Source organism: Dysgonomonas sp. HDW5A (assembly GCF_011299555.1).
In the GTDB taxonomy this organism is placed as follows: Bacteria; Bacteroidota; Bacteroidia; order Bacteroidales; family Dysgonomonadaceae; genus Dysgonomonas_A.
This window is the reverse complement of the sequence record NZ_CP049857.1, coordinates 892,085-911,205: the sequence shown is the minus strand read 5'-3', so window position 1 is coordinate 911,205 and position 19,121 is coordinate 892,085. Positions and strand designations below refer to the sequence as shown.

The 19,121-nt window shown below is 35.8% G+C and carries 20 protein-coding genes and 1 riboswitch; of the genes, 12 read left to right on the top strand and 8 right to left on the bottom strand.

Features of this window, described 5'->3' with window-relative positions; all coding sequences use genetic code 11:
* Positions 1-246 precede the first annotated feature (246 nt).
* The gene (gene tig / locus G7050_RS03805; protein WP_166111420.1) at positions 247-1,617 is read right to left on the bottom strand and encodes a trigger factor; all 1,371 of its coding nucleotides are present in this window, start codon (positions 1,615-1,617) and stop codon (positions 247-249) included.
* A 371-nt stretch (positions 1,618-1,988) separates the two neighbouring features.
* Here tig and G7050_RS03800 point away from each other — a divergent pair, with 371 nt between their 5' ends.
* The 5 genes from G7050_RS03800 to G7050_RS03780 all read left to right on the top strand — a co-directional run bounded on the left by G7050_RS03800 (position 1,989) and on the right by G7050_RS03780 (position 6,006).
* Complete coding sequence (locus G7050_RS03800; protein ID WP_166111417.1) at positions 1,989-2,690, top strand: Crp/Fnr family transcriptional regulator; 702 nt, start codon at positions 1,989-1,991, stop codon at positions 2,688-2,690.
* The gene (locus G7050_RS03795; RefSeq protein ID WP_166111414.1) at positions 2,687-4,201 is read left to right on the top strand and encodes a GH3 auxin-responsive promoter family protein; all 1,515 of its coding nucleotides are present in this window, start codon (positions 2,687-2,689) and stop codon (positions 4,199-4,201) included. The genes G7050_RS03800 and G7050_RS03795 overlap by 4 nt, the downstream gene beginning before the upstream one ends.
* A 120-nt stretch (positions 4,202-4,321) precedes the next feature.
* On the top strand, positions 4,322-5,185 hold the full coding sequence (locus tag G7050_RS03790) for an outer membrane protein assembly factor BamD (protein ID WP_166111411.1): 864 nt from the start codon (positions 4,322-4,324) through the stop codon (positions 5,183-5,185).
* Between the two features lie 29 nt (positions 5,186-5,214).
* On the top strand, positions 5,215-5,547 hold the full coding sequence (locus G7050_RS03785) for a DNA-directed RNA polymerase subunit omega (RefSeq protein WP_166111408.1): 333 nt from the start codon (positions 5,215-5,217) through the stop codon (positions 5,545-5,547).
* Positions 5,548-6,006, top strand: coding sequence for a DUF4293 domain-containing protein (locus tag G7050_RS03780; protein ID WP_166111405.1), 459 nt, complete (start codon positions 5,548-5,550; stop codon positions 6,004-6,006).
* A 109-nt stretch (positions 6,007-6,115) separates the two neighbouring features.
* Here G7050_RS03780 and G7050_RS03775 read toward each other — a convergent pair whose 3' ends face one another.
* The 3 genes from G7050_RS03775 to G7050_RS03765 all read right to left on the bottom strand — a co-directional run bounded on the left by G7050_RS03775 (position 6,116) and on the right by G7050_RS03765 (position 8,403).
* The gene (locus G7050_RS03775) at positions 6,116-6,760 is read right to left on the bottom strand and encodes an MBL fold metallo-hydrolase (RefSeq protein ID WP_166111402.1); all 645 of its coding nucleotides are present in this window, start codon (positions 6,758-6,760) and stop codon (positions 6,116-6,118) included.
* A 109-nt stretch (positions 6,761-6,869) separates the two neighbouring features.
* The gene (gene rsmG / locus G7050_RS03770; RefSeq protein WP_166111400.1) at positions 6,870-7,490 is read right to left on the bottom strand and encodes a 16S rRNA (guanine(527)-N(7))-methyltransferase RsmG; all 621 of its coding nucleotides are present in this window, start codon (positions 7,488-7,490) and stop codon (positions 6,870-6,872) included.
* A gap of 70 nt (positions 7,491-7,560) precedes the next feature.
* A complete protein-coding gene (locus tag G7050_RS03765) occupies positions 7,561-8,403 on the bottom strand; it encodes an RsiV family protein (protein ID WP_166111397.1) in 843 nt (280 codons plus the stop codon).
* Between the two features lie 244 nt (positions 8,404-8,647).
* On the opposite strand from G7050_RS03765, the gene G7050_RS03760 reads away from it, so the two are divergent.
* Positions 8,648-9,085: a hypothetical protein gene (locus tag G7050_RS03760; RefSeq protein ID WP_166111394.1), complete on the top strand. Its 438-nt coding sequence runs from the start codon at positions 8,648-8,650 to the stop codon at positions 9,083-9,085.
* A gap of 4 nt (positions 9,086-9,089) precedes the next feature.
* On the opposite strand, the gene G7050_RS03755 is transcribed toward G7050_RS03760, so the two are convergent.
* Together G7050_RS03755 and G7050_RS03750 are read right to left on the bottom strand one after the other, a co-directional pair.
* Positions 9,090-9,437 carry a hypothetical protein gene (locus G7050_RS03755; protein WP_166111390.1) on the bottom strand — a complete coding sequence of 116 codons (348 nt, stop codon included), beginning with the start codon at positions 9,435-9,437 and terminating at the stop codon, positions 9,090-9,092.
* A gap of 19 nt (positions 9,438-9,456) precedes the next feature.
* The gene (locus G7050_RS03750; protein WP_166111387.1) at positions 9,457-9,759 is read right to left on the bottom strand and encodes a septum formation initiator family protein; all 303 of its coding nucleotides are present in this window, start codon (positions 9,757-9,759) and stop codon (positions 9,457-9,459) included.
* 110 nt (positions 9,760-9,869) lie between these two features.
* Here G7050_RS03750 and xerD point away from each other — a divergent pair, with 110 nt between their 5' ends.
* Complete coding sequence (xerD, locus tag G7050_RS03745) at positions 9,870-10,802, top strand: site-specific tyrosine recombinase XerD (RefSeq protein ID WP_185154944.1); 933 nt, start codon at positions 9,870-9,872, stop codon at positions 10,800-10,802.
* A 130-nt stretch (positions 10,803-10,932) separates the two neighbouring features.
* Positions 10,933-11,556, top strand: coding sequence for an inorganic pyrophosphatase (locus tag G7050_RS03740; RefSeq protein WP_166111384.1), 624 nt, complete (start codon positions 10,933-10,935; stop codon positions 11,554-11,556).
* 100 nt (positions 11,557-11,656) lie between these two features.
* Here the strand turns inward: G7050_RS03740 and eno are convergent, their stop codons facing one another.
* Positions 11,657-12,952 (bottom strand): phosphopyruvate hydratase, encoded by a 1,296-nt coding sequence (eno, locus tag G7050_RS03735; RefSeq protein WP_166111381.1) that lies wholly within the window; start codon positions 12,950-12,952, stop codon positions 11,657-11,659.
* A gap of 490 nt (positions 12,953-13,442) precedes the next feature.
* Here eno and G7050_RS03730 point away from each other — a divergent pair, with 490 nt between their 5' ends.
* The 4 genes from G7050_RS03730 (at position 13,443) to G7050_RS03715 (ending at position 18,416) form a co-directional block, all read left to right on the top strand.
* A complete protein-coding gene (locus G7050_RS03730) occupies positions 13,443-14,300 on the top strand; it encodes a hypothetical protein (RefSeq protein WP_166111378.1) in 858 nt (285 codons plus the stop codon).
* A gap of 45 nt (positions 14,301-14,345) precedes the next feature.
* A riboswitch (cobalamin riboswitch) is annotated at positions 14,346-14,554 on the top strand.
* 248 nt (positions 14,555-14,802) lie between these two features.
* Positions 14,803-16,347: an acyl-CoA carboxylase subunit beta gene (locus tag G7050_RS03725; RefSeq protein WP_166111375.1), complete on the top strand. Its 1,545-nt coding sequence runs from the start codon at positions 14,803-14,805 to the stop codon at positions 16,345-16,347.
* Positions 16,348-16,364: 17 nt separating this feature from the next.
* On the top strand, positions 16,365-17,867 hold the full coding sequence (locus tag G7050_RS03720) for an acetyl/propionyl/methylcrotonyl-CoA carboxylase subunit alpha (protein ID WP_166111372.1): 1,503 nt from the start codon (positions 16,365-16,367) through the stop codon (positions 17,865-17,867).
* Between the two features lie 6 nt (positions 17,868-17,873).
* Positions 17,874-18,416, top strand: coding sequence for an acetyl-CoA carboxylase biotin carboxyl carrier protein subunit (locus G7050_RS03715; RefSeq protein WP_255499253.1), 543 nt, complete (start codon positions 17,874-17,876; stop codon positions 18,414-18,416).
* A gap of 86 nt (positions 18,417-18,502) precedes the next feature.
* On the opposite strand, the gene G7050_RS03710 is transcribed toward G7050_RS03715, so the two are convergent.
* Positions 18,503-19,093 carry a MarC family protein gene (locus tag G7050_RS03710; protein ID WP_166111369.1) on the bottom strand — a complete coding sequence of 197 codons (591 nt, stop codon included), beginning with the start codon at positions 19,091-19,093 and terminating at the stop codon, positions 18,503-18,505.
* Positions 19,094-19,121: the final 28 nt, after the last annotated feature.

Genomic DNA, 19,121 nt, shown 5'->3' with positions numbered 1-19,121 from the left:
TAATCTATTATTTTGCAATTATAACCGACACTTATCAATTACTTATCCGGAGCAATAAAAAGTCTTAAGCACTATGCTTTCAGTAAATAAAAAAGACCTTTGCCATTGATGCTTAGTCTAAAACAAAGTTATAAATAATTATTGGAAACCAACAAATAAAAGCTTTGTCTTTCTTAAGATTGGAGGCAAAGGTCTTTTCGTATAGACCTTATTTTTTTATTGCAATATTATAAGCTTGGGTCTTTATTAAGCTTCAGCTTCTCCTTCGAAGAATTTTTTAAATTCGTCAAGACTCATTTCTTGTTCGTTTAATGTAACAAGAGATTTCAAGCATACAACAATTTTTTCTTCCATTGCTTTGTCAACCAGGTTACGAGAAGTTTCTTTGTTCTTCAACATTTCGTTTGCATAATTTGCAAGAACATCTTCCGGCATACCCATCATTCCGTATTGAGCAAATTGTACACGTGCTGCTTGGATAGCTACGTTACGAACATCAGCTTCTTCGATTTTAAGATCGTTTTCTTTTACTAATTGTTCTTTGATCAAGTGGAATTTCAAATCGTTGATGATTTGAGGATAATCAGCTTCAAGAGATTCTGCAGTTCTGTCAGTTCCTGTTGCCATTAACCATCTTTTTAGGAATGCATCAGGAAATTCAAGATCACCTGCTTTTTCTTCCAGCAATACACGTGCATCCAATAAGAATTTGTAATCGCTATCAGGAGCCAATTGTGTTTGAAGAGTTTCTTTTACTTTAGCAATGAATTCAGCTTCATCTTTCACAGTACCTTCTCCGAATACTTTGTCAAATAGAGCTTGATCCAAATCAGCCTCTTTGTAACGAGTAATTTCGTTTACCGAGAATTGAAATTCAGCAGCAATAGATTCTACTGCATCTTTTTCGATATGTAGGAATGATGCTATTTCAGTTTCGTTTCCGTCGTAAGCTTTACCCGGATTGAATACGATAGTTGCACCTTTCTTTACATCTGCAAATTTAGCTTGCTCTTCTTCATCTTTCATATAAGAAGGCATTAAAACAGCATTCTCTACACGGATACCGCCATCTTTAGGTTTTCCACCTTCTAATTCTACCACTTCACCTTTCAAAAGGTCAGTTGGCTTAGCGCCTTCTTCGAGAGTTTCATATTTACCATAGTTGGCCTTGTATGAAGCTATTTGTTTGTCGATCAATTCTTGCTCTACAGCTATTTTGTAATAATTGATTTTGTCTTTTTTGCTCAAAGCTAATTTTACTTCAGGAGCAAGAGCTATATCGAAGAAAAACTCAAAATCTTCTTCTTTAGAAAAATCAACCAGTTGTTGTTTTTCTTCATTTGGAAGAGGTTCACCTAATATATTAAGTTTGTTTTCTTGTATATAGTTATAGATACCCTCACCAACCAATTTATTTACTTCTTCGGCAAGGATTGATTTTCCGTGCATTTTTTTTACCATACCTACAGGTACAGTTCCCGGACGGAAACCCGGTACGTTGGCTTTCTTACGAAAGTTTTTTATAGCCTCATCGACTTTTACTTGATAATCAGCTTTTTTTACGTCTACCTTAAGTATAGCATTTACGCTATCTACTTTAATAAGAGATGTATCCATCTTTGGCTTATATTTTATATATTGTTATGTAATTAATTCAGTCGATTTACTAAATACCAGCTGTACTGCTTTCAATTCAGAATAAAGATAAATTTTAGTGGCACAAAAATAGTTTTTATTATTCCAATATTCAAATTTATTTCTCATTTTCATTTTAGTATTGGTTGATTCTGATGTTAATATTATTAATTTATTGAATATTAATTTATTATTTGTCTGCTTACACGTTTAATCTATGCAGATGATTGCTCTGTGTAATTGCTCTACATATCTTTTATCTTACAAAAAACTCAAATAATGAATAAAAAATATTTATATTTGCTCCTATATTTGGTACTTTAATCTTAGGTACTTAGTAAAAATGGCGTTATATGATAAAAGACAAGGGAGATGTAATCAGCTTTGAAGCTAGCATCCCTGGTATGTGGGCTCTTCTTGAAGAGAATGAACGTGAGCTTGTAAAAGCTTCAGCGAAGATTCTCCACCTCAAAAAAAATGAAATAATTTATTGTGAAGAAGAGATCCCTAAAGATTTGATGTGTCTCCTGAAAGGGAAAGTCAAAATCTTCAAGAACGGGGTTGGTGGACGTAGCCAAATAATCCGGATGATACGACCTGTCCAGAATTTTGGGTATCGTGCTTACTTCGCTAAGGAACCTTATGTGACAAATGCTTCGGCTTTCGAAGCCTCTACGATTTGTCTAATACCTATGGTCCTTATCGAAGAATTGGTTATGGTAAACACCAAACTGGCTAGGTACTTTATAACCGAATTATCTACTGATTTGGGTATTGCCGACGAACGGGTTGTGAGTCTGACTCAAAAACATATCCGTGGAAGGCTGGCCGAATCATTGGTCTTTCTTCTTGAGAACTATGGTCTCGAAGAAGATGGTGCTACTATAAGTATTTATTTGTCAAGAGAAGATCTGGCAAATCTGTCAAATATGACTACTTCGAATGCCATCCGTACTTTATCTACATTTGTAGATGAGCATATAATTGCACTGGATGGCCGCAAAATAAAAATAATGGACGAAGATAGGTTGCGAAAAATTAGTAAAATCGGATGATCTCATCTATAGTACACAAATATCTAGATTTTAAGTACAAAGAGGTTGAGCAATTTATTAATAAACCGTTTCTTACACAGGAAAAAATACTTAACTATCTTACCCAATCAGGTGCTAATACCTTTATTGGAGATAAATACAATTTCTCATCTGTCAAGAATAAAGATGACTTCAGAAAGATGGTTCCGGTGTTTCATTACGAAGACCTCAAGCCTTATCTGGAGAAAATTCTTATTGATAAGCAGCAGAACGTATTGTGGAATAAGCCTGTTAAGTGGTTTGCCATGTCTTCGGGTACTACCAATGATAAGAGTAAATACATTCCTGTAACACAAGAATCCCTTACGCAAGGTCATTATAAATGCGGGCAACAAATGCTGGCATTGTATGCGAAAAATAATCCCGAAGCTAAGTTTTTCTTAGGTAAAACGCTTGTGTTGGGTGGGAGTAAACAAGTGAATAATATCGGAGACGGTATTTTTACCGGAGATATTTCTGCCATCTTAATTAAAAATTTGAATTTTCTGGCAAAGTTCAGTAGAACCCCGGAGAGTATATCTTTGATTCCCGATTGGGAAACAAAATTACAAAAGCTTACTGAATATGCTATAAAGAAGGATGTAAGAGCTTTTATGGGCGTTCCTTCATGGCTATTGGTTTTATTGAAGAAAATAACTTCTGATACAGGTCTGGAATTGACCGATTTGTGGCCCAACTTAGAAGTGTTTTTTCATGGCGGAGTTAGCTTTACTCCATTTGAGGATCAATACAGAAAATTGATCAAAAAAGATTCGATGGTTTATTGGGAAACCTATAATGCTTCAGAAGGATTTTTTGGTTCTCAATATTCAGGTGATTCAAAGGATATGCTATTAATGCTCGATAATAATATATATTATGAGTTTGTGCCGATGACCGAATGGGATTCCGAGAATCCTGAAACCCTTACCTTAGAGGAGGTGGAGATTGGTCAGAACTATGCAGTACTTATTACTACAAATGGTGGACTTTGGAGGTATATGATTGGCGATACTATCGAATTCACATCTACCGAACCCTATTTATTTAAGATAACAGGTCGTACCAAGCATTTTATAAATGCTTTCGGAGAAGAGGTTATTATCGATAATGCCGAAAGTGCATTGAGTGAAGCTTGTGCGGTAACGGGAGCTCACATTGTTGAGTATACGGCGGCACCCATTTATTTTGGGGATAATTCTGCCGGAGCCCATGAGTGGCTGATCGAATTCGATGTTGAACCTGCCGATATTCATTTATTTGGAGTAACTTTGGATAATGCCTTGAAGAAGGTGAATTCGGATTATGAGGCAAAGCGATCTCACAATTTATCCCTAAAAGATCCGGTTGTTCGGGTCTTACCGAAGAACAGTTTCTATAATTGGCTTAAATATAGAGGAAAAGCAGGTGGACAGAATAAAGTTCCCCGATTGTCAAATAATAGAGATTATGTAGATAAAATGTTGATTTTCTTGGATATGAGTAGGGGTTGAATTTCTTTTGAGAGATGTGCTGTGCGGGTAAGTATCTCAAAATAACTTAAAAAAAAAACTTTATTTTCAAAATCTAAAAGCTTTACTTAAATTTGTGACTCAAAATCTCATTCTGAACTAATGAAAATAAGAATTCTCTTAGTATTTGTACTTACGCTGTTGGTAGCTACTTCATGTGGCGAATACAACAAAATACTTAAAAGCACCGATTATGAATTAAAGTACACTTACGCAAAGAAGTATTTTGATGAAAAGAAATACGGTAGAGCATCCACATTGTTGGAGGAGTTGGTTCCGATCTTTAAAGGTACAGCTCATGCAGAAGAATCTCTGTTTTTACTTGCTCAGAGTTTTTTCTATGATAAAGATTATGTGACAGCAACACAGTATTTTAAAGCTTATTATACGACTTATCCAAAAGGGGAGTTTACAGAGTTGGCAAGGTATAATGCAGCTTACGGATTGTATCTGGATATTCCCGATGTAAGATTAGATCAGACTAATACATATAAGTCGATGCAGGAATTCCAAACATTCTTAGAGATATATCCTCAAAGTGATAAAGTACAATTGGTACAGGATTATTTATTTGAGATGCAGGAAAAGTTGGCATTGAAAGAACTTTTGGCATGTCGTTTGTATTATAATTTAGGAAATTACATGGGTAATAATTATGAGTCTTGTGTTGTAACAGCAAGAGAGGCTCTTAAAACGTATCCCTATTCACAATATAACGAAGAATTTCAGATTCTGATTCTGAGATCTCGCCACGAATTGGCCTGGAAGAGTGTTGCCGAACGTACAGCCGAACGTTTAAGAGACGTGGTTGATGAGCACTATAACTACTTGAATATGTTTCCCGAAGGGAAGTATAAAAGAGAAGCCAACAGGTACTACAGGCAGGCTGTGAAGGCGTTGGATCTTAAGATCGAAGGTCTGACAGATGACGAACTGGAAAACGAAAAGAAATTAGAAGGTAAATAAACATCACATTCATTATAGCGAATAAAGTTATGGATTACAAGAAGACAAATGCACCAAGCAATACAATCACGAGAGATATGATGAGCTTGTCTGCTGATACAGGTAATGTCTACGAAACAGTACGAATTATTGGAAAGAGAGCAAACCAAATAGCTGTGGAAATGAAACAGGATTTGGACAGAAAGCTTCAGGAGTTTGCTTCTTATAGCGATAACTTAGAGGAGGTTTTTGAAAACCGTGAACAAATCGAGATTTCGAGATATTACGAAAAATTGCCGAAAGCAGCTTTAATTGCAGCTCAGGAATATACTGAAGGAAAAGTATATTATAGAAACCCTAATAAGGACAAAGACAATTTCTAAATGATACAACGTATACAATCCGTATATCTATTAATTGCAGCCATTCTTATGGCTGTAGTTGTATGTACACCTCTGGCTGTACTGATTGGAGCATCCGATAGCTTTTATCTTTTTAAAAGCATGGGTGTTTTTGAGAATGGCATAACACTCGTATATCCGTCTTGGGGTATAGCTGTCTGTGCAGTTATAAGTGCTTTGCTTAGTTTTGTTTCCATATTCTTGTTTAAGAAACGAAAACTGCAAATAAAAATGTCTTATGTTTCGATTGTTTTCATTATTCTTTTTTATACTGCATTTGCCGCTTACTTATACACAGGACAGGCAGTATTGGATGCGAAATTCGCTAAAGTTGAATATGGCTTGGCATTACCTGCAATATCATTAATATTAACGGTACTGGCACTGTCTAAAATTAAAGCAGACGAGCGATTGGTTCAGTCATTGAATAGAATCAGATAAGATCAGTTATCGACAGATATATATATACAAAAAAGAGATTGCTTATGGCAATCTCTTTTTATTTTAAGGCTAAGCCCTATTTATATCTATAATTTGAAAAAGTAGAAGGTTATCTGACCGCAAAAAACGGATTACTTCTCATTTCCTCTTTGATTGTTGTTGCAGGACCGTGACCGGGATAAACAATTGTCTCGGGAGGTAAGGTAAATAGTTTTTGTCGGATAGCTTCAAGAAGCTGTTCCTGATTTCCTTGCGCTAAATCGGTACGACCGATACTGCCTCTGAACAAAGCATCACCTACTATTACACAATTGCCTTTTTCGCTGTAAAAAGCTACACTGCCGGGTGAATGTCCGGGAACTTCAAGGATGATTAGTTTCTGATTGCCAAATTCAATGGTATCTCCTTCTTTTATATAAGTTCCTATTGCCGGTGCTGACTCTGCATTTGGGAATCCGAACATTCTCATTTGAGCAGGCATACCTTCCAATAGAAACTCATCAGCCTGATGTGCTTTTGTATGTAGATGGAATTGCTCTAAAATGAAACTGTTTCCAAATACATGGTCAAAATGTAGATGTGTATTTAGCAGATGCTTTACAATTAAGTTATTATCCAGAATAAAGTCGAGTAACTCTTGTTTTTCATCCTGATAAAAAGCTCCGGCATCAATAATAACACATTCTTTTGTGTCGTCATACAATATATATGTATTTTCGGCTATTGGGTTAAATTCAAAAGTCTTAATCTTCATAATCGTGAAATTAAATTCTAAAAATAGAGTAGGTCTTTCTGTTATAAACTTGTGAAGTTGCATACTAACTTGTTAGCAAGCTTGTATGTCTCATTATATTTATCTTTACTTATAAAGGAACGTATACTACTTTTTTAGTTTCAAAAAAGTCTTCCTCAAAGAAGTTCTTTAGATCGTCCACCTCTGCATATTTCTTAAACGGGTGGATCTCTCCTTCAAGTTCTCCGCCTTTTAAGCAGATAAGGCCGTTAGGCAGAGGATTCTTTTGCTCGTGTGATACGTTTTTACGGGTAATCTTTATCAGATCATCTAAAGGCATTACGGCACGACTAACGACAAAATCAAATTTGCCTTTTTCTTCCTCTGCCCTGCAATGCCTGAAGCTAATATTTTCCAGACCAATCGCGTTGGATACCTCTGTTGCTACTTTGATTTTTTTGCCGATACTATCTACTAATAAGAAATGAGAATCGGGGAAAAGTATAGCCAGTGGTACACCGGGAAATCCGCCACCTGTTCCCACATCCAAAATCTGGCTGCCTTTGGTAAAGTTGATTACTTTGGCTATTCCTAAGGAATGTAGAACATGGTGTATGTAGAGGTTCTCTATATCTTTTCTTGAAATTACATTTATCTTAGAGTTCCAGTCTAAGTACAAATCGTATAATGCACCAAACTGTTTTTTTTGTAAGTCGGTAAGAGTCGGGAAATATTTTAATAGTATATCCATCAGTACTTAAATGATATGCAATGTTTAATGCTGTTATAACTGTCGTGTCAAATAAATAAAGCCGTAGGCTTTATTTATTGATAAGTTGTGAGATTGGAGAGTCGTCTTTCAAAGCAAGATCTATCTCATTGAATGGAATAAAAACTTTGATGGCATCGAGCTTATAAGCAGAATATTCTCCTTTATTGAATATATAAGTGATTCCCTTAGTATCTAATAAGAAGTTATCATTAGGAGCCATTTCGTCGATACCAAAATATCCTAAATCTTCCAGTTCATTAATGGACTGAACTTTGTTCGATTTTATCAAATAATCTTTAAAAATAGGGGTCAAAAGCTTCTCATATCCGGGTTTGAAAATATCGTCTTCGGTAATTAGCTTTCCTGTTTTCAGATTGATTACATAGTTCTTTAGAAATTCATAAGAACTGGCTCCACCTTTGTAGTTAGACTGAGTAACTTGAAATGCAAGAATATCTGCCTGATTAAATTTAATCTGGTTAGATGTTGTTTCATAATAGGAGAAGAACTCTTCCCTGTCGTCATGAGAATCGTTATTTTCAGAGAATATTTTCACATCCTCTTTGTAATTCTCTATATATGCTTTTCCATAATTTGCTACTGCATCTTTGGGATTGTATAGACCGTATGTTTCATCAAAGAAACAAGATACAAAGATACGCTGCAATGAATCTAAAATAGCTTTATCATCATAAGATACAGGATAGATAAAGGTCAGTTTTAAATTGCATGAAGGCTGAGTAGAGTCATTGTCCCAGTGATAGTTTTGTACAGAATGGATTGTGTCAAATTCAATAATGTTATCACGAGTTGGTGTTTTCTTCGTATTACAAGAAAACAAAGACATTGCAATTGCGCACAATATCGCTAAATAGATGTTGATCTGTTTCATAAGACTTTTATAAATCTATGTGCAAATGTACCAATAAAATTAGACTAATCTAGTTAAAAAGACCGATTTTAGAAAGCTTAATTTTCTGCTTTTTGTCAGGTAAGAGAAGTGCATTTGATTATCTTATTGTTGCGTATCTTCCTTTTATTGGAAGTCTTATATAGTGTTAATTATATTGTCTTGTTGTAAAAGAATAACTATTTTAGAACAATATTTAATACTATTTATTCACACCACCTATCTGATGGAAAAGAGATTTCTTAATTCTAGGTTTGCTTGCTCTCTGGGGATATTATTATCCTTGGTTCTAAGTCTGAGGGGACAGAATGTGGAAGTTTCTAAAAATTGGTTGAAAGAGGAACGAAAGCTACAGTTAAAAACGAATGTTATATTGGAGACGGAATACCTAAAGATATCTCCTAAGGAAGATCGGTATGCTAATTATAAAACTCTTTATGAAGTAGGTAAAGAAAAGTATTCGATTGACTACTTGAATGCGTCAATTAAAGAAGAGCTTAAGTATATGCCGGTTGGTTCACCTCCACCATCGTATAGTGGTGCTGCAGTAATAATTGGAGGATTGAATCTAAGTAATCCGAAAGCATGGTTTACTGCTGCTAAGTTCAAGAAGCGGAAACGGAAAATGCTACAAATAACAAACTATGTTTACTCAATAGATTGAGGATTTATTCCTTGTCTTTTTTTTCCTTTTCGTATTCTCTCGAAAGCATAAGTGTAGTATATAAGAGAAGGAATGCTGCTGCGAGCATCGAAATAACCCATTCATTCTTTTGTACAAACATCAAATAGGTGCTTATTGCCATAAATGCAATACCAAATATCTGAATGCTGAATAAACGTTTTCCTCTTAAACTTTTACCCGGATAGGGAGTTGTGAAAGTTACAGCGGCAAAACCGAGTACGCCTATAGCCATTATGTATGCAGCAACTACCGGATTGAATAGGTACGATATTGCAGCAGCAAGAATAAGTAAGGCCGAGAGTTTAAATATAAAATCTTTGGGTTTGTTCATAAATTATAGTTCTGTAAAATTATTCGATGATAAATACTTCTTCGTTTTCCTGTTTCATTAAATAATTTTCTCTTGCAAATTTTTCGATATTGTCTTTATCTGAACGTAATTCATTTAATTTACGTTTGTCAGTTTCTGTTTTTTCTTGATAATATTCGATTTGATTTTTCAAATCCCGGATTTCAAGATCGTAACCGAAACGCGAAAAAATATTGCTATCTCCGATAACAAAACAACAGATCATCAGAACAGCAATTATAGCCAACTGTATTTTACTGAATTTCCGCAGGATGTATCTTCCGATTCTTTTTAATTGTTCCATGTCTGAATGATTTGAAAAGTCAAGATTGTACAAATATAAAGATATTTAATCAGATGATAGATAAATAGGTGTATTTTTGTATAAGCGAGGTAGAAGATCTCGTTTAAGGAATGAAGCTTATGGCATCTGTAGAAGACATAAATAAATCGGCAAATATAGTATCGAAGTATAAATCGTATTTGCTGTTAGAGAAAGCACTTTCGCCGAACTCTATAGAAGCATATCTGGATGATCTTACGAAGCTGTTAAAATATTTCGAAACAGAAAATTTGAAATTGCAGCAAATCCGTCTTGAAGATCTTCAGCAATTTGTAACTCAATTGTACGATTTGGGCATTAATGCCCGTTCCGTAGCACGGATATTATCGGGCGTGAGGTCTTTCTTTAACTTTTTGATTTTAGATGGCTATATCCAGAGTGATCCGACAGAGTTGTTGGAAACACCTAAGATTGGACTTAAGCTTCCTGTGGTTTTGAGTCTTCAGGAAATAGAAAATATTATATCCATAATAGATCTTTCTACAAAAGAAGGGCAACGCAATCGTGCTATAATTGAAGTGCTTTATAGTTGCGGACTACGTATTTCGGAATTGACCAATCTTAAATTTTCCGATTTATTTCTTGATGATGGTTTTATTCGAGTCGAAGGCAAAGGAAGTAAACAACGTTTGGTTCCAATCTCACATACGGCAATTAAAGAAATTGGTAATTATTTGCTTGACCGAAAACATATTGATGTGAAAAAAGGATCCGAAGATATGGTGTTTCTCAGTAAAAGAGGTACTCCTATATCCCGTATTATGGTATTTCATTTTATAAAGCAATATGCAGATCAGGCAGGAATCAAAAAAAATATAAGCCCCCATACTTTCAGGCATTCATTCGCCACTCATTTATTGGAGGGCGGTGCAAACATAAGGGCGATACAACAAATGTTGGGACACGAAAAAATAACGACTACTGAAATTTATACTCATATGGATCGTGAGTACCTTCGTCAGGAGATAATTGAGCATCATCCACGAAATATGGATAAACGATAATTCTTTCCTTTTGTAAAAAGAATAATGATAACACATAATAAAAAGAAGAAAATATAGTTTCTATATTTGAAATATACTGATGTATTTTTTTACTTTTGATAAAGCAGAACGAATAAATTCATATAATAGAATGATTAAAAAATATAAATCGCACCCCTGGCATGGTATCTCTCTGGGAAATGCCGCTCCCGAAGTAGTAAGAACATTTATAGAAATTGTTCCGACCGATACTGTAAAATATGAGGTGGATAAGCAGACGGGATATTTATGTATAGACCGTCCTCAGAAATATTCGAATATCATACCTGCTTTATATGGATTTTTACCTCAGACTATAAGTGGTCCTCGGGTGGCAGAACTGAGTAATGTGAGGCTTGACCGAACCGATATAGTCGGAGATAATGACCCTATAGATATTTGTGTATTGACCGAGAAAGATATTACACATGGAGATATTATTGTAAATGCACGTCCAATAGGAGGCTTTCGTCTGATAGATCACGGGCAAGCCGATGATAAATTGATTGCGGTTCTTGATAATGATGCCATTTATAGCTCGTATCGTGATATCAGTGATGTACCTTTTGCTGTAATAGATCGTTTGAAGCATTACTTTACTACCTACAAAGATATTCCGGGGGATACCGAGCGTAAATGTGTTTTGACGCATGTGTATAATGTAGATGTTGCTTACGAAGTAATAAGGCGTTCGATAGATGATTATAACGAGTATTTTAGTGTCTGTGGCATATGATAAAGCTCTAGCGTCTTTTTATCAAAGAGAATAAAAAATAAAGAAGCCGATATTCAAATGAATATCGGCTTCTTCTATATATCAGAATAAGAAGTAATTCTTATTTTTTGCGTTGTACACGTTTGTAACCATATACAGCTTTGTCACCCAATTCTTCTTCGATACGAAGTAGTTGGTTGTATTTAGCCATACGGTCAGAACGGCTCAAAGAACCAGTTTTGATTTGTCCTGAGTTAGTTGCAACTGCGATGTCAGCAATTGTAGCATCTTCAGTTTCACCCGAACGGTGAGAAGTTACCGAAGTGTAACCTGCACGGTGAGCCATTTCGATAGCATCCAATGTTTCAGTAAGAGAACCGATTTGGTTAACTTTGATAAGGATTGAGTTAGCACAACCTAGTTCGATACCTTTTTTCAAGAAATCAACATTAGTTACAAACAAGTCGTCTCCAACAAGTTGTACTTTGTCGCCGATAGCATCAGTAAGGTTTTTCCATCCGTCCCAATCGTTTTCGTCCATACCGTCTTCGATAGAATCGATAGGATATTTTTCAGAAAGTTCTTTCAAGAAAGCAGCTTGTTCAGCAGAAGTACGTTTTGCTGCGTTAGGACCTTCAAATTTAGTGTAATCGTAAACTTTAGCAGTTTTATCGAAGAATTCAGAAGCAGCACAGTCAAGAGCGATAGTTACGTCTTTAGCTGGCTCATATCCTGCAGCCTTGATAGCTTTAAGGATCGATTCAAGAGCATCTTCAGTACCGTTTAATTTAGGAGCAAAACCACCTTCGTCACCAACAGCAGTACTAAGACCTCTGCTTTTGAATTCTTTTGCAAGAGCGTGGAAAATTTCAGCACCCATTCTCAAACCTTCTTTGAAAGAAGCAGCACCAACCGGACGAATCATAAACTCTTGGAATGCGATAGGAGCATCAGAGTGAGATCCACCATTGATGATGTTCATCATAGGTACAGGAAGAGTATACGTATTAGTACCACCAATATAACGGTACAATGGAATATCTAGAGCATTGGCAGCAGCTTTAGCAACAGCTAAAGAAACACCAAGAATAGCGTTAGCACCCAATTTAGATTTAGTAGGAGTTCCGTCAAGAGCGATCATTTTAAGGTCAACACCTCTTTGATCCAAAGCACAGTCTCCAATAAGTGCAGGAGCGATAACAGTGTTTACGTTCGCTACAGCTTTTTGTACACCTTTACCTAAGTATCTTTTTTTGTCTCCATCACGAAGTTCAAGAGCTTCATGCTCTCCTGTAGATGCTCCTGAAGGAACAGCAGCACGTCCAAATGCACCACACTCTAGTGTTACGTCAACTTCGATTGTTGGATTTCCTCTTGAGTCCAAGATTTCACGTCCGAAAATACGTTCGATTCTCATGTTTGTTTATTTTAGTTTGAATAAATAATATGTCCTAAATTTTACTTTTCACGTTTGCGTAACAAAAATACTTCTTTTTTTCGTTTATTGAAATACTTTTGTAGTCTAAAATGCTTTTTAAGGATTTAGACCTTTTGTTATACTCTGGTAAGCATAAGTGCAACTAAGTGTTATACTTAAATAACGTTGCATTATATATTTACTATTAATGCCAATCAGTAACTGAAAAGTGTTACGAAAAAGTGTCATTAGCTACAAAAAGTAAACAATAAAGGTGACAAAGTTGACTACTGAATGTTACTTTTTGATATTTGTTAATTCGTTGTTTATTAGTGATTAATAGTTGAAAAGGTTACAAAAGTAACAAAAGTGACAATTTTTTTACGAGTTCTTTTTTTCTTTGTCTAGCTATTCAATGATCCTTATATAAATAGATAAAATAATTCAATAACTGATTCGGATTATTGCTTAAAATAATTTTGGTAACATAATGAAAAAAATAATAGTACTGGTATTGGCATGTGTCTCGTTAATAGCTTGTAAAGAGACGTCAAAAACGAAGAATGAAAGTGATTTTCAGATGGCAGGAGATGCTCTGGCAGTAAAAGACAGCATTGCAGGTTCGGATTCCCTTTTTAATAATATGGAGTGGATAGATGAAGAGCTTTATCCTAAAAGCAAGGATTTACCTTTGTTTGTATTATCGACAGGTATTTTTCATGGAGATGAAACTTCTCCCGTAATGATACATAAAGGCTGGTTTGGTATTTTTCGGGATAGAGGAAAATATTATATTGCACCTACTACACTTACCATTCAAAAAGCTTTTGATGTTGTTTTGGATGAAAACGAACACAACTCATCAGAGTGGACAGGGTGGGAAGTTAAGACTTCTCATATTGATACTTCTTTGGTCTTGATAAGTAGTTCGCCTCGTTTGTCATCTCACGAGATAAAGACAATACCATTAGACAAAGATTTTATTGAACCGAATGAGAAAATGACATTTACATATAATGGCTCATCGTATACACTATATTCAACAGGTGATTTAAAACCTGCTGAGTATAATAAAGATGAAATGATTGTAAGTAATTATAAACTATATATCAAGGGGAATAAGGACGGAAAAGAAATAAATCAATTGATAGCATCTACCCCTACCTTTGAAGATGCTATATTTAGGGTATTATTTATAGGTGATATTGATAATGATGGCTTTCCAGATTTGGTCTTAAATACGACATATAATTATAATCTTTATAGACCAACGGTTTATCTTTCGTCATTTGCCGACAAAGATCAATTAGTCAAAGTCGTAGGTTTGCATGAAAGTGTTGGCTGCTGAAGCAGAAAGAACTTAGCAGGAGATATAGATAAAATAAATGACTTATATTTGTAGCATCGTTTTGGTGTTATTCGGTCACATTGCTGAAAGAATAATGAAAAGGGAATCCTGTGAAAATCGGGAACAGACCCGCTGCTGTAAGCTTCGCCAACAGTTCTCGAACAATACTCTATACCACTGTTTCTTAATATGAAACGGGAAGGATGTTCAGGATGAAGTAAGTCAGAAGACCTGCCAAAATAAATGAATTCGGATGCTTTCGGGAAACAAAGCAAAGAATCTTAACTATAGATGTTTACGATTGGTAAATATTCTGTCATTATTTTTACATATTGTCATTTTATGGGGTAGGAGAGAATTATAATTTTTCTTTTTTATAACTTGTACCGCTAATTTTGGATAAAACAGAGTAAAGTTAAGCAGATTATATAGTATTGATTTAATAGTAAAGATATTAGTAGGTAAAAATATTAAATAGGTCTTGGATCTTTATAGTAATAAAATGAGAAAAATTTACGAACAATTTGTAGCTCGCGAAAAGCTATTAAATAAACAGTATGGTGAAGCATACTATAAAAGACAACATCAGCGAGGAAAGTTAACGGCCCGCGAACGTATTCTGTTATTGTTCGATGAAGGAACATTCGAAGAAACAGATGCTTATACACCTCCAGTAGGAGGCGGTTCGTTTGGTAAATCGGTTGAAGCTTTAGGTGATGGAGTCGTTACCGGATACGGATCTGTAAACGGAAGATTGGTCTATGCCTATTCACAAGACTTTAGTGTATTGGGAGGCTCATTGGGTATTTCGCATGCCGCTAAAATTGTAAAAATACAGGATATGGCTCTAAAAACCGGAGCACCTGTTGTCGGGCTTATTGATTCGGGTGGTGCCCGTATTCAAGAGGGGGTAAGCAGCTTGAATGGTTACGCTGATATTTTCAAACGGAATGTAATGTCATCGGGGGTAATCCCTCAGATTTCAGTAATAATGGGACCTGCTGCTGGAGGTGCAGTATACTCTCCAGCTCTTACCGATTTTATATTTATGACGGCTGACACAAGCTATATGTTTGTAACAGGTCCTAATGTGGTAAAAGAAGTTCTGAACGAAACAGTATCTACCGAAGATTTAGGAGGTGCATCTGTTCACGGAACTAAATCGGGTGTTGCTGACTTTGTTTACAATGACGATGAAAATACGATCTTGGGAGTAAAGAAACTTCTTTCTTATCTGCCATCCAATAATATGGAGAATCCTCCACTGATACAATCGGAAGATCCTGTCAGCAGGGTAGAGGAGAGCTTGAGAAATATCGTACCCGATGATCCCGATAAACCTTATGATGTAAAAGATATTGTAAAGCTGATTGTCGACAAAGGCGAATTTTTGGAAGTTGCCGAAAACCATGCAGCCAATATATTTACAGCATTTGCCCGTCTGGATGGTCAGGTGGTAGGTATTGTAGCCAATCAGCCTAAAGTAATGGCTGGTACATTGGATATTGACTCGTCCATAAAAGCGGCTCGTTTTATCAATATTTGTGATTCATTTAATATACCTATTATAACACTGGAGGATGTTCCCGGATTTTTACCCGGAACAGATCAGGAGCATGATGGTATTATTCGTCATGGAGCGAAATTACTATACGCATATACTTATGCAACAGTTCCCAAGATTACAGTAATCTTGCGTAAAGCTTACGGTGGTGCATATATCGTAATGAATAGCAAAGGTATTGGTGGCGATTTTAGTTTTGCATGGCCTACAGCCGAAATTGCAGTAATGGGACCCGATGGAGCAATTGCCATCCTTTACAGAAAAGAGTTGAGCGAATCGGAAAATCCGGTGGTGCTTAAAAAGGAACTGACTCAGAAATACAGGGAAGAGGTAACCAACCCTTATATTGCTGATGAAAAAGGATTTGTAGATGAGGTTATTGATCCGGCTCTGACTCGCCATAAAATAATCAGATCTTTAAAGACTCTCGAAAGAAAGACCGAATATAAGCCAAAACGCAAACATGGCAATATGCCTCTTTAATTTGGATAAGAATCAAGATGAAACAAAAGAATAAGATAAAATCAATATTAATAGCCAATCGTGGTGAGATAGCTATTCGCATAGCTAAGACTGCCAAAATAATGGGGATTACTGCGGTGGGTATTCGTACACTTAAAGAGCCCAATGCTCTTTATTTGTCGGCAGTAGATAAAGTTGTCGATTTTCCCGATATAGATAATGGCGGTATTCCCGAATTTCTGGATATAGAATCATTGGTGTTATTAGCCAAAAGAAATCATATCGATGCTATTCATCCGGGATATGGTTATCTGTCTGAAAATGCACAGTTTGCAACTCGTTGTACCGAAGAAGGTATTGTATTTATAGGGCCTTCGCCCCGTATTATTCAAAATATGGGTGATAAGGTAATTGCCAAAGAAATAGCTGCAAAAAATAATGTTCCTATGTTGGGTGGAAGCAATGGAAGTGTTGATACACTAGAAGAAGCATTGGATGTTGCCGAAAAGATAGGTTTTCCACTTATCATAAAAGCTTCTGCCGGAGGTGGTGGACGTGGTATGCGTGTGGTTTATAAGAAATCGGAAATGAAGCAGATGTATTTCTCAGCTTCATCTGAAGCCCAAAATGCATTTAATAATCCGTCGGTATTTATTGAGCGTTTTTTGGAGAATCCCAAACATATCGAATTTCAGATAGTGGGTGACTCACACGGAAATGTAATCCATCTCGGAGAACGTGAATGTTCTGTACAACGCAAACATCAAAAACTGTTAGAGGAAGCTCCATCACCTGCTCTATCCGAAGAACTTCGTGAAAAAATGGCTACTGCTGCCGTTTCTCTAGCGAAAGGTGCAGGATATATCAGTCTGGGGACAGTTGAGTTTCTGCTTGATAAACAAGGTAATTTCTTTTTTATGGAAATGAATACCCGTGTTCAGGTAGAGCATCCTGTTACGGAAATGATAACAGGTCTTGATTTGATCGAATTGCAGATACGGATAGCCAATGGCGAAAAACTTCCTATTACTCAAAGTGATGTGAAACTAAATGGTTGGGCTATCGAATGTCGTATCAATGCCGAGGATGTGCAATCGGGATTTTCACCCTGTACAGGAATCATTAAAGGATTAAGAACTCCCGAAGGCGAAGGCATAAGAGTGGATAAAGGAGTTATAGCCGGTTCTGAAATTACTCCCTATTTCGATTCGATGGTTGCTAAATTGATTGTACATGCTAAAGACCGTCCGACAGTTATCGAAAATACATTGAAGGCGTTGAATGATTTTCATATTAAGGGAATCAAAACAACAATTCCATTCTGTAAAGCTGTTCTTCATAATGAAGTTTTCAAAGGAGGAAGTTTTGATACCTCATTTATTGAAAAGGATATGGATTCTCTTGTTTTTCATGAAAAAGATGAAGCTCTCTTTGCTGCCTTATTAGCTATCTCGAATTATCGAAAAGAGAATGAGCCGATCAAAGAAGAAAAACAAGTATTGGATATGTGGTCTTTGAGAAACAGAATTAATAATATGTAATCCGGAATGATAATGAACAAGCAAAATACAACTCAAAAACAATTGGTTGCTCTGGATTTAGATAATTCTAAAGAATATGGGTTTAAGATTGGAGAAAACAATACATATACGATTGGCGATAAGAAGCTAAACGCATACATGGAAGAAACTTCCGATGGATTTACTTTTATGAATGTCAATGGTGTAAGTTATCCCGTAGAAATAGTTGCTCAGAAGCAAAACGAATACGAGATTCTGATCAATGGTATCAGCTATTGTTTTTCGGTAGAGACTCCATTCTCATTGCAGCGAAGAAAAGTATTGAGTTCGCAGGCTAGTGAGTCTTCTACAATTTTACTTAAAGCACCTATGCCCGGTAAAATATTGGATGTACTGGTGAAAACAGGCGATACAGTAAAAGCCGGCGATACTTTAGTAATCTTGGAAGCAATGAAGATGCAGAATGCTATCTTGGCAAGTACTAAAGCCATTGTCAAAAAAGTAGTAGTGAAAGTGGGTGATACTACAAGCAAAAGCGACCTACTTATAGAATTGGAAAAAGATAGCTAAAAAAGCTGTAGGCATATATGAAAGAAAAAGCACGAACCATTGATTCGTGCTTTATTATTTTGGTTTAAATGAGATTTAAATGAGATTCAATTAGAAAATGATTGTAACAGAATATGCAAATTAGTAGTAAATAGTTTTACTGCAATACCCATCAGGATGATACCGAAGAACTTACGCATCACATACACACCTCCAACCCCTAAAAGTCGTTTGACAAATTTTAGATTTTTCAGAACCAAGAATACGATTATCATATTCAGTAGAAGTCCGATAATAATATTACTGACATGAAATTCAGCCCGCATCGATAATAATGCGGTAAATGTTCCAGGACCTGCAATTAGGGGAAATACAATAGGAACCAGAGTGGTAGACCCAGCAGGGGCATCATTCCTAAAAACTTCTATTCCGAAGATCATTTCAACAGATATAATAAATATAACCAATGCTCCGGCAATGGCAAATGAAGACACATCCACATTAAATAAATGTAAGATCAATTCGCCCACAAAGAGGAATGCAGTCATTATTACAAAAGAATAGATAGCAGCTTGTTTTGGATTAACATCTTCGCCCTTTTGTTGAAAATTGAGAAAAATAGGAACTGATCCTAATACATCAATCAGAGCAAATAATACAACAAAGACGCTTAGTATCTGGGTGAAATTTATATCCATGATTATGGTTCTATTTGAATGTGAGAAT

What these genes read in the sequence shown, in the direction of transcription:
- G7050_RS03765 (WP_166111397.1), bottom strand. Translation starts at nt 8,403, where the DNA reads ATGAAACAGATCAACATCTATTTAGCGATATTGTGCGCAATTGCAATG.
- G7050_RS03775 (WP_166111402.1), bottom strand. Translation starts at nt 6,760, where the DNA reads ATGAAGATTAAGACTTTTGAATTTAACCCAATAGCCGAAAATACATAT.
- tig (WP_166111420.1), bottom strand. Translation starts at nt 1,617, where the DNA reads ATGGATACATCTCTTATTAAAGTAGATAGCGTAAATGCTATACTTAAG.
- G7050_RS03785 (WP_166111408.1), top strand. Translation starts at nt 5,215, where the DNA reads ATGGATTACAAGAAGACAAATGCACCAAGCAATACAATCACGAGAGAT.
- G7050_RS03715 (WP_255499253.1), top strand. Translation starts at nt 17,874, where the DNA reads ATGATAATGAACAAGCAAAATACAACTCAAAAACAATTGGTTGCTCTG.
- G7050_RS03710 (WP_166111369.1), bottom strand. Translation starts at nt 19,093, where the DNA reads ATGGATATAAATTTCACCCAGATACTAAGCGTCTTTGTTGTATTATTT.
- G7050_RS03725 (WP_166111375.1), top strand. Translation starts at nt 14,803, where the DNA reads ATGAGAAAAATTTACGAACAATTTGTAGCTCGCGAAAAGCTATTAAAT.
- G7050_RS03795 (WP_166111414.1), top strand. Translation starts at nt 2,687, where the DNA reads ATGATCTCATCTATAGTACACAAATATCTAGATTTTAAGTACAAAGAG.
- rsmG (WP_166111400.1), bottom strand. Translation starts at nt 7,490, where the DNA reads ATGGATATACTATTAAAATATTTCCCGACTCTTACCGACTTACAAAAA.
- eno (WP_166111381.1), bottom strand. Translation starts at nt 12,952, where the DNA reads ATGAGAATCGAACGTATTTTCGGACGTGAAATCTTGGACTCAAGAGGA.
- xerD (WP_185154944.1), top strand. Translation starts at nt 9,870, where the DNA reads ATGAAGCTTATGGCATCTGTAGAAGACATAAATAAATCGGCAAATATA.
- G7050_RS03760 (WP_166111394.1), top strand. Translation starts at nt 8,648, where the DNA reads ATGGAAAAGAGATTTCTTAATTCTAGGTTTGCTTGCTCTCTGGGGATA.
- G7050_RS03750 (WP_166111387.1), bottom strand. Translation starts at nt 9,759, where the DNA reads ATGGAACAATTAAAAAGAATCGGAAGATACATCCTGCGGAAATTCAGT.
- G7050_RS03720 (WP_166111372.1), top strand. Translation starts at nt 16,365, where the DNA reads ATGAAACAAAAGAATAAGATAAAATCAATATTAATAGCCAATCGTGGT.
- G7050_RS03740 (WP_166111384.1), top strand. Translation starts at nt 10,933, where the DNA reads ATGATTAAAAAATATAAATCGCACCCCTGGCATGGTATCTCTCTGGGA.
- G7050_RS03790 (WP_166111411.1), top strand. Translation starts at nt 4,322, where the DNA reads ATGAAAATAAGAATTCTCTTAGTATTTGTACTTACGCTGTTGGTAGCT.
- G7050_RS03780 (WP_166111405.1), top strand. Translation starts at nt 5,548, where the DNA reads ATGATACAACGTATACAATCCGTATATCTATTAATTGCAGCCATTCTT.
- G7050_RS03800 (WP_166111417.1), top strand. Translation starts at nt 1,989, where the DNA reads ATGATAAAAGACAAGGGAGATGTAATCAGCTTTGAAGCTAGCATCCCT.
- G7050_RS03730 (WP_166111378.1), top strand. Translation starts at nt 13,443, where the DNA reads ATGAAAAAAATAATAGTACTGGTATTGGCATGTGTCTCGTTAATAGCT.
- G7050_RS03755 (WP_166111390.1), bottom strand. Translation starts at nt 9,437, where the DNA reads ATGAACAAACCCAAAGATTTTATATTTAAACTCTCGGCCTTACTTATT.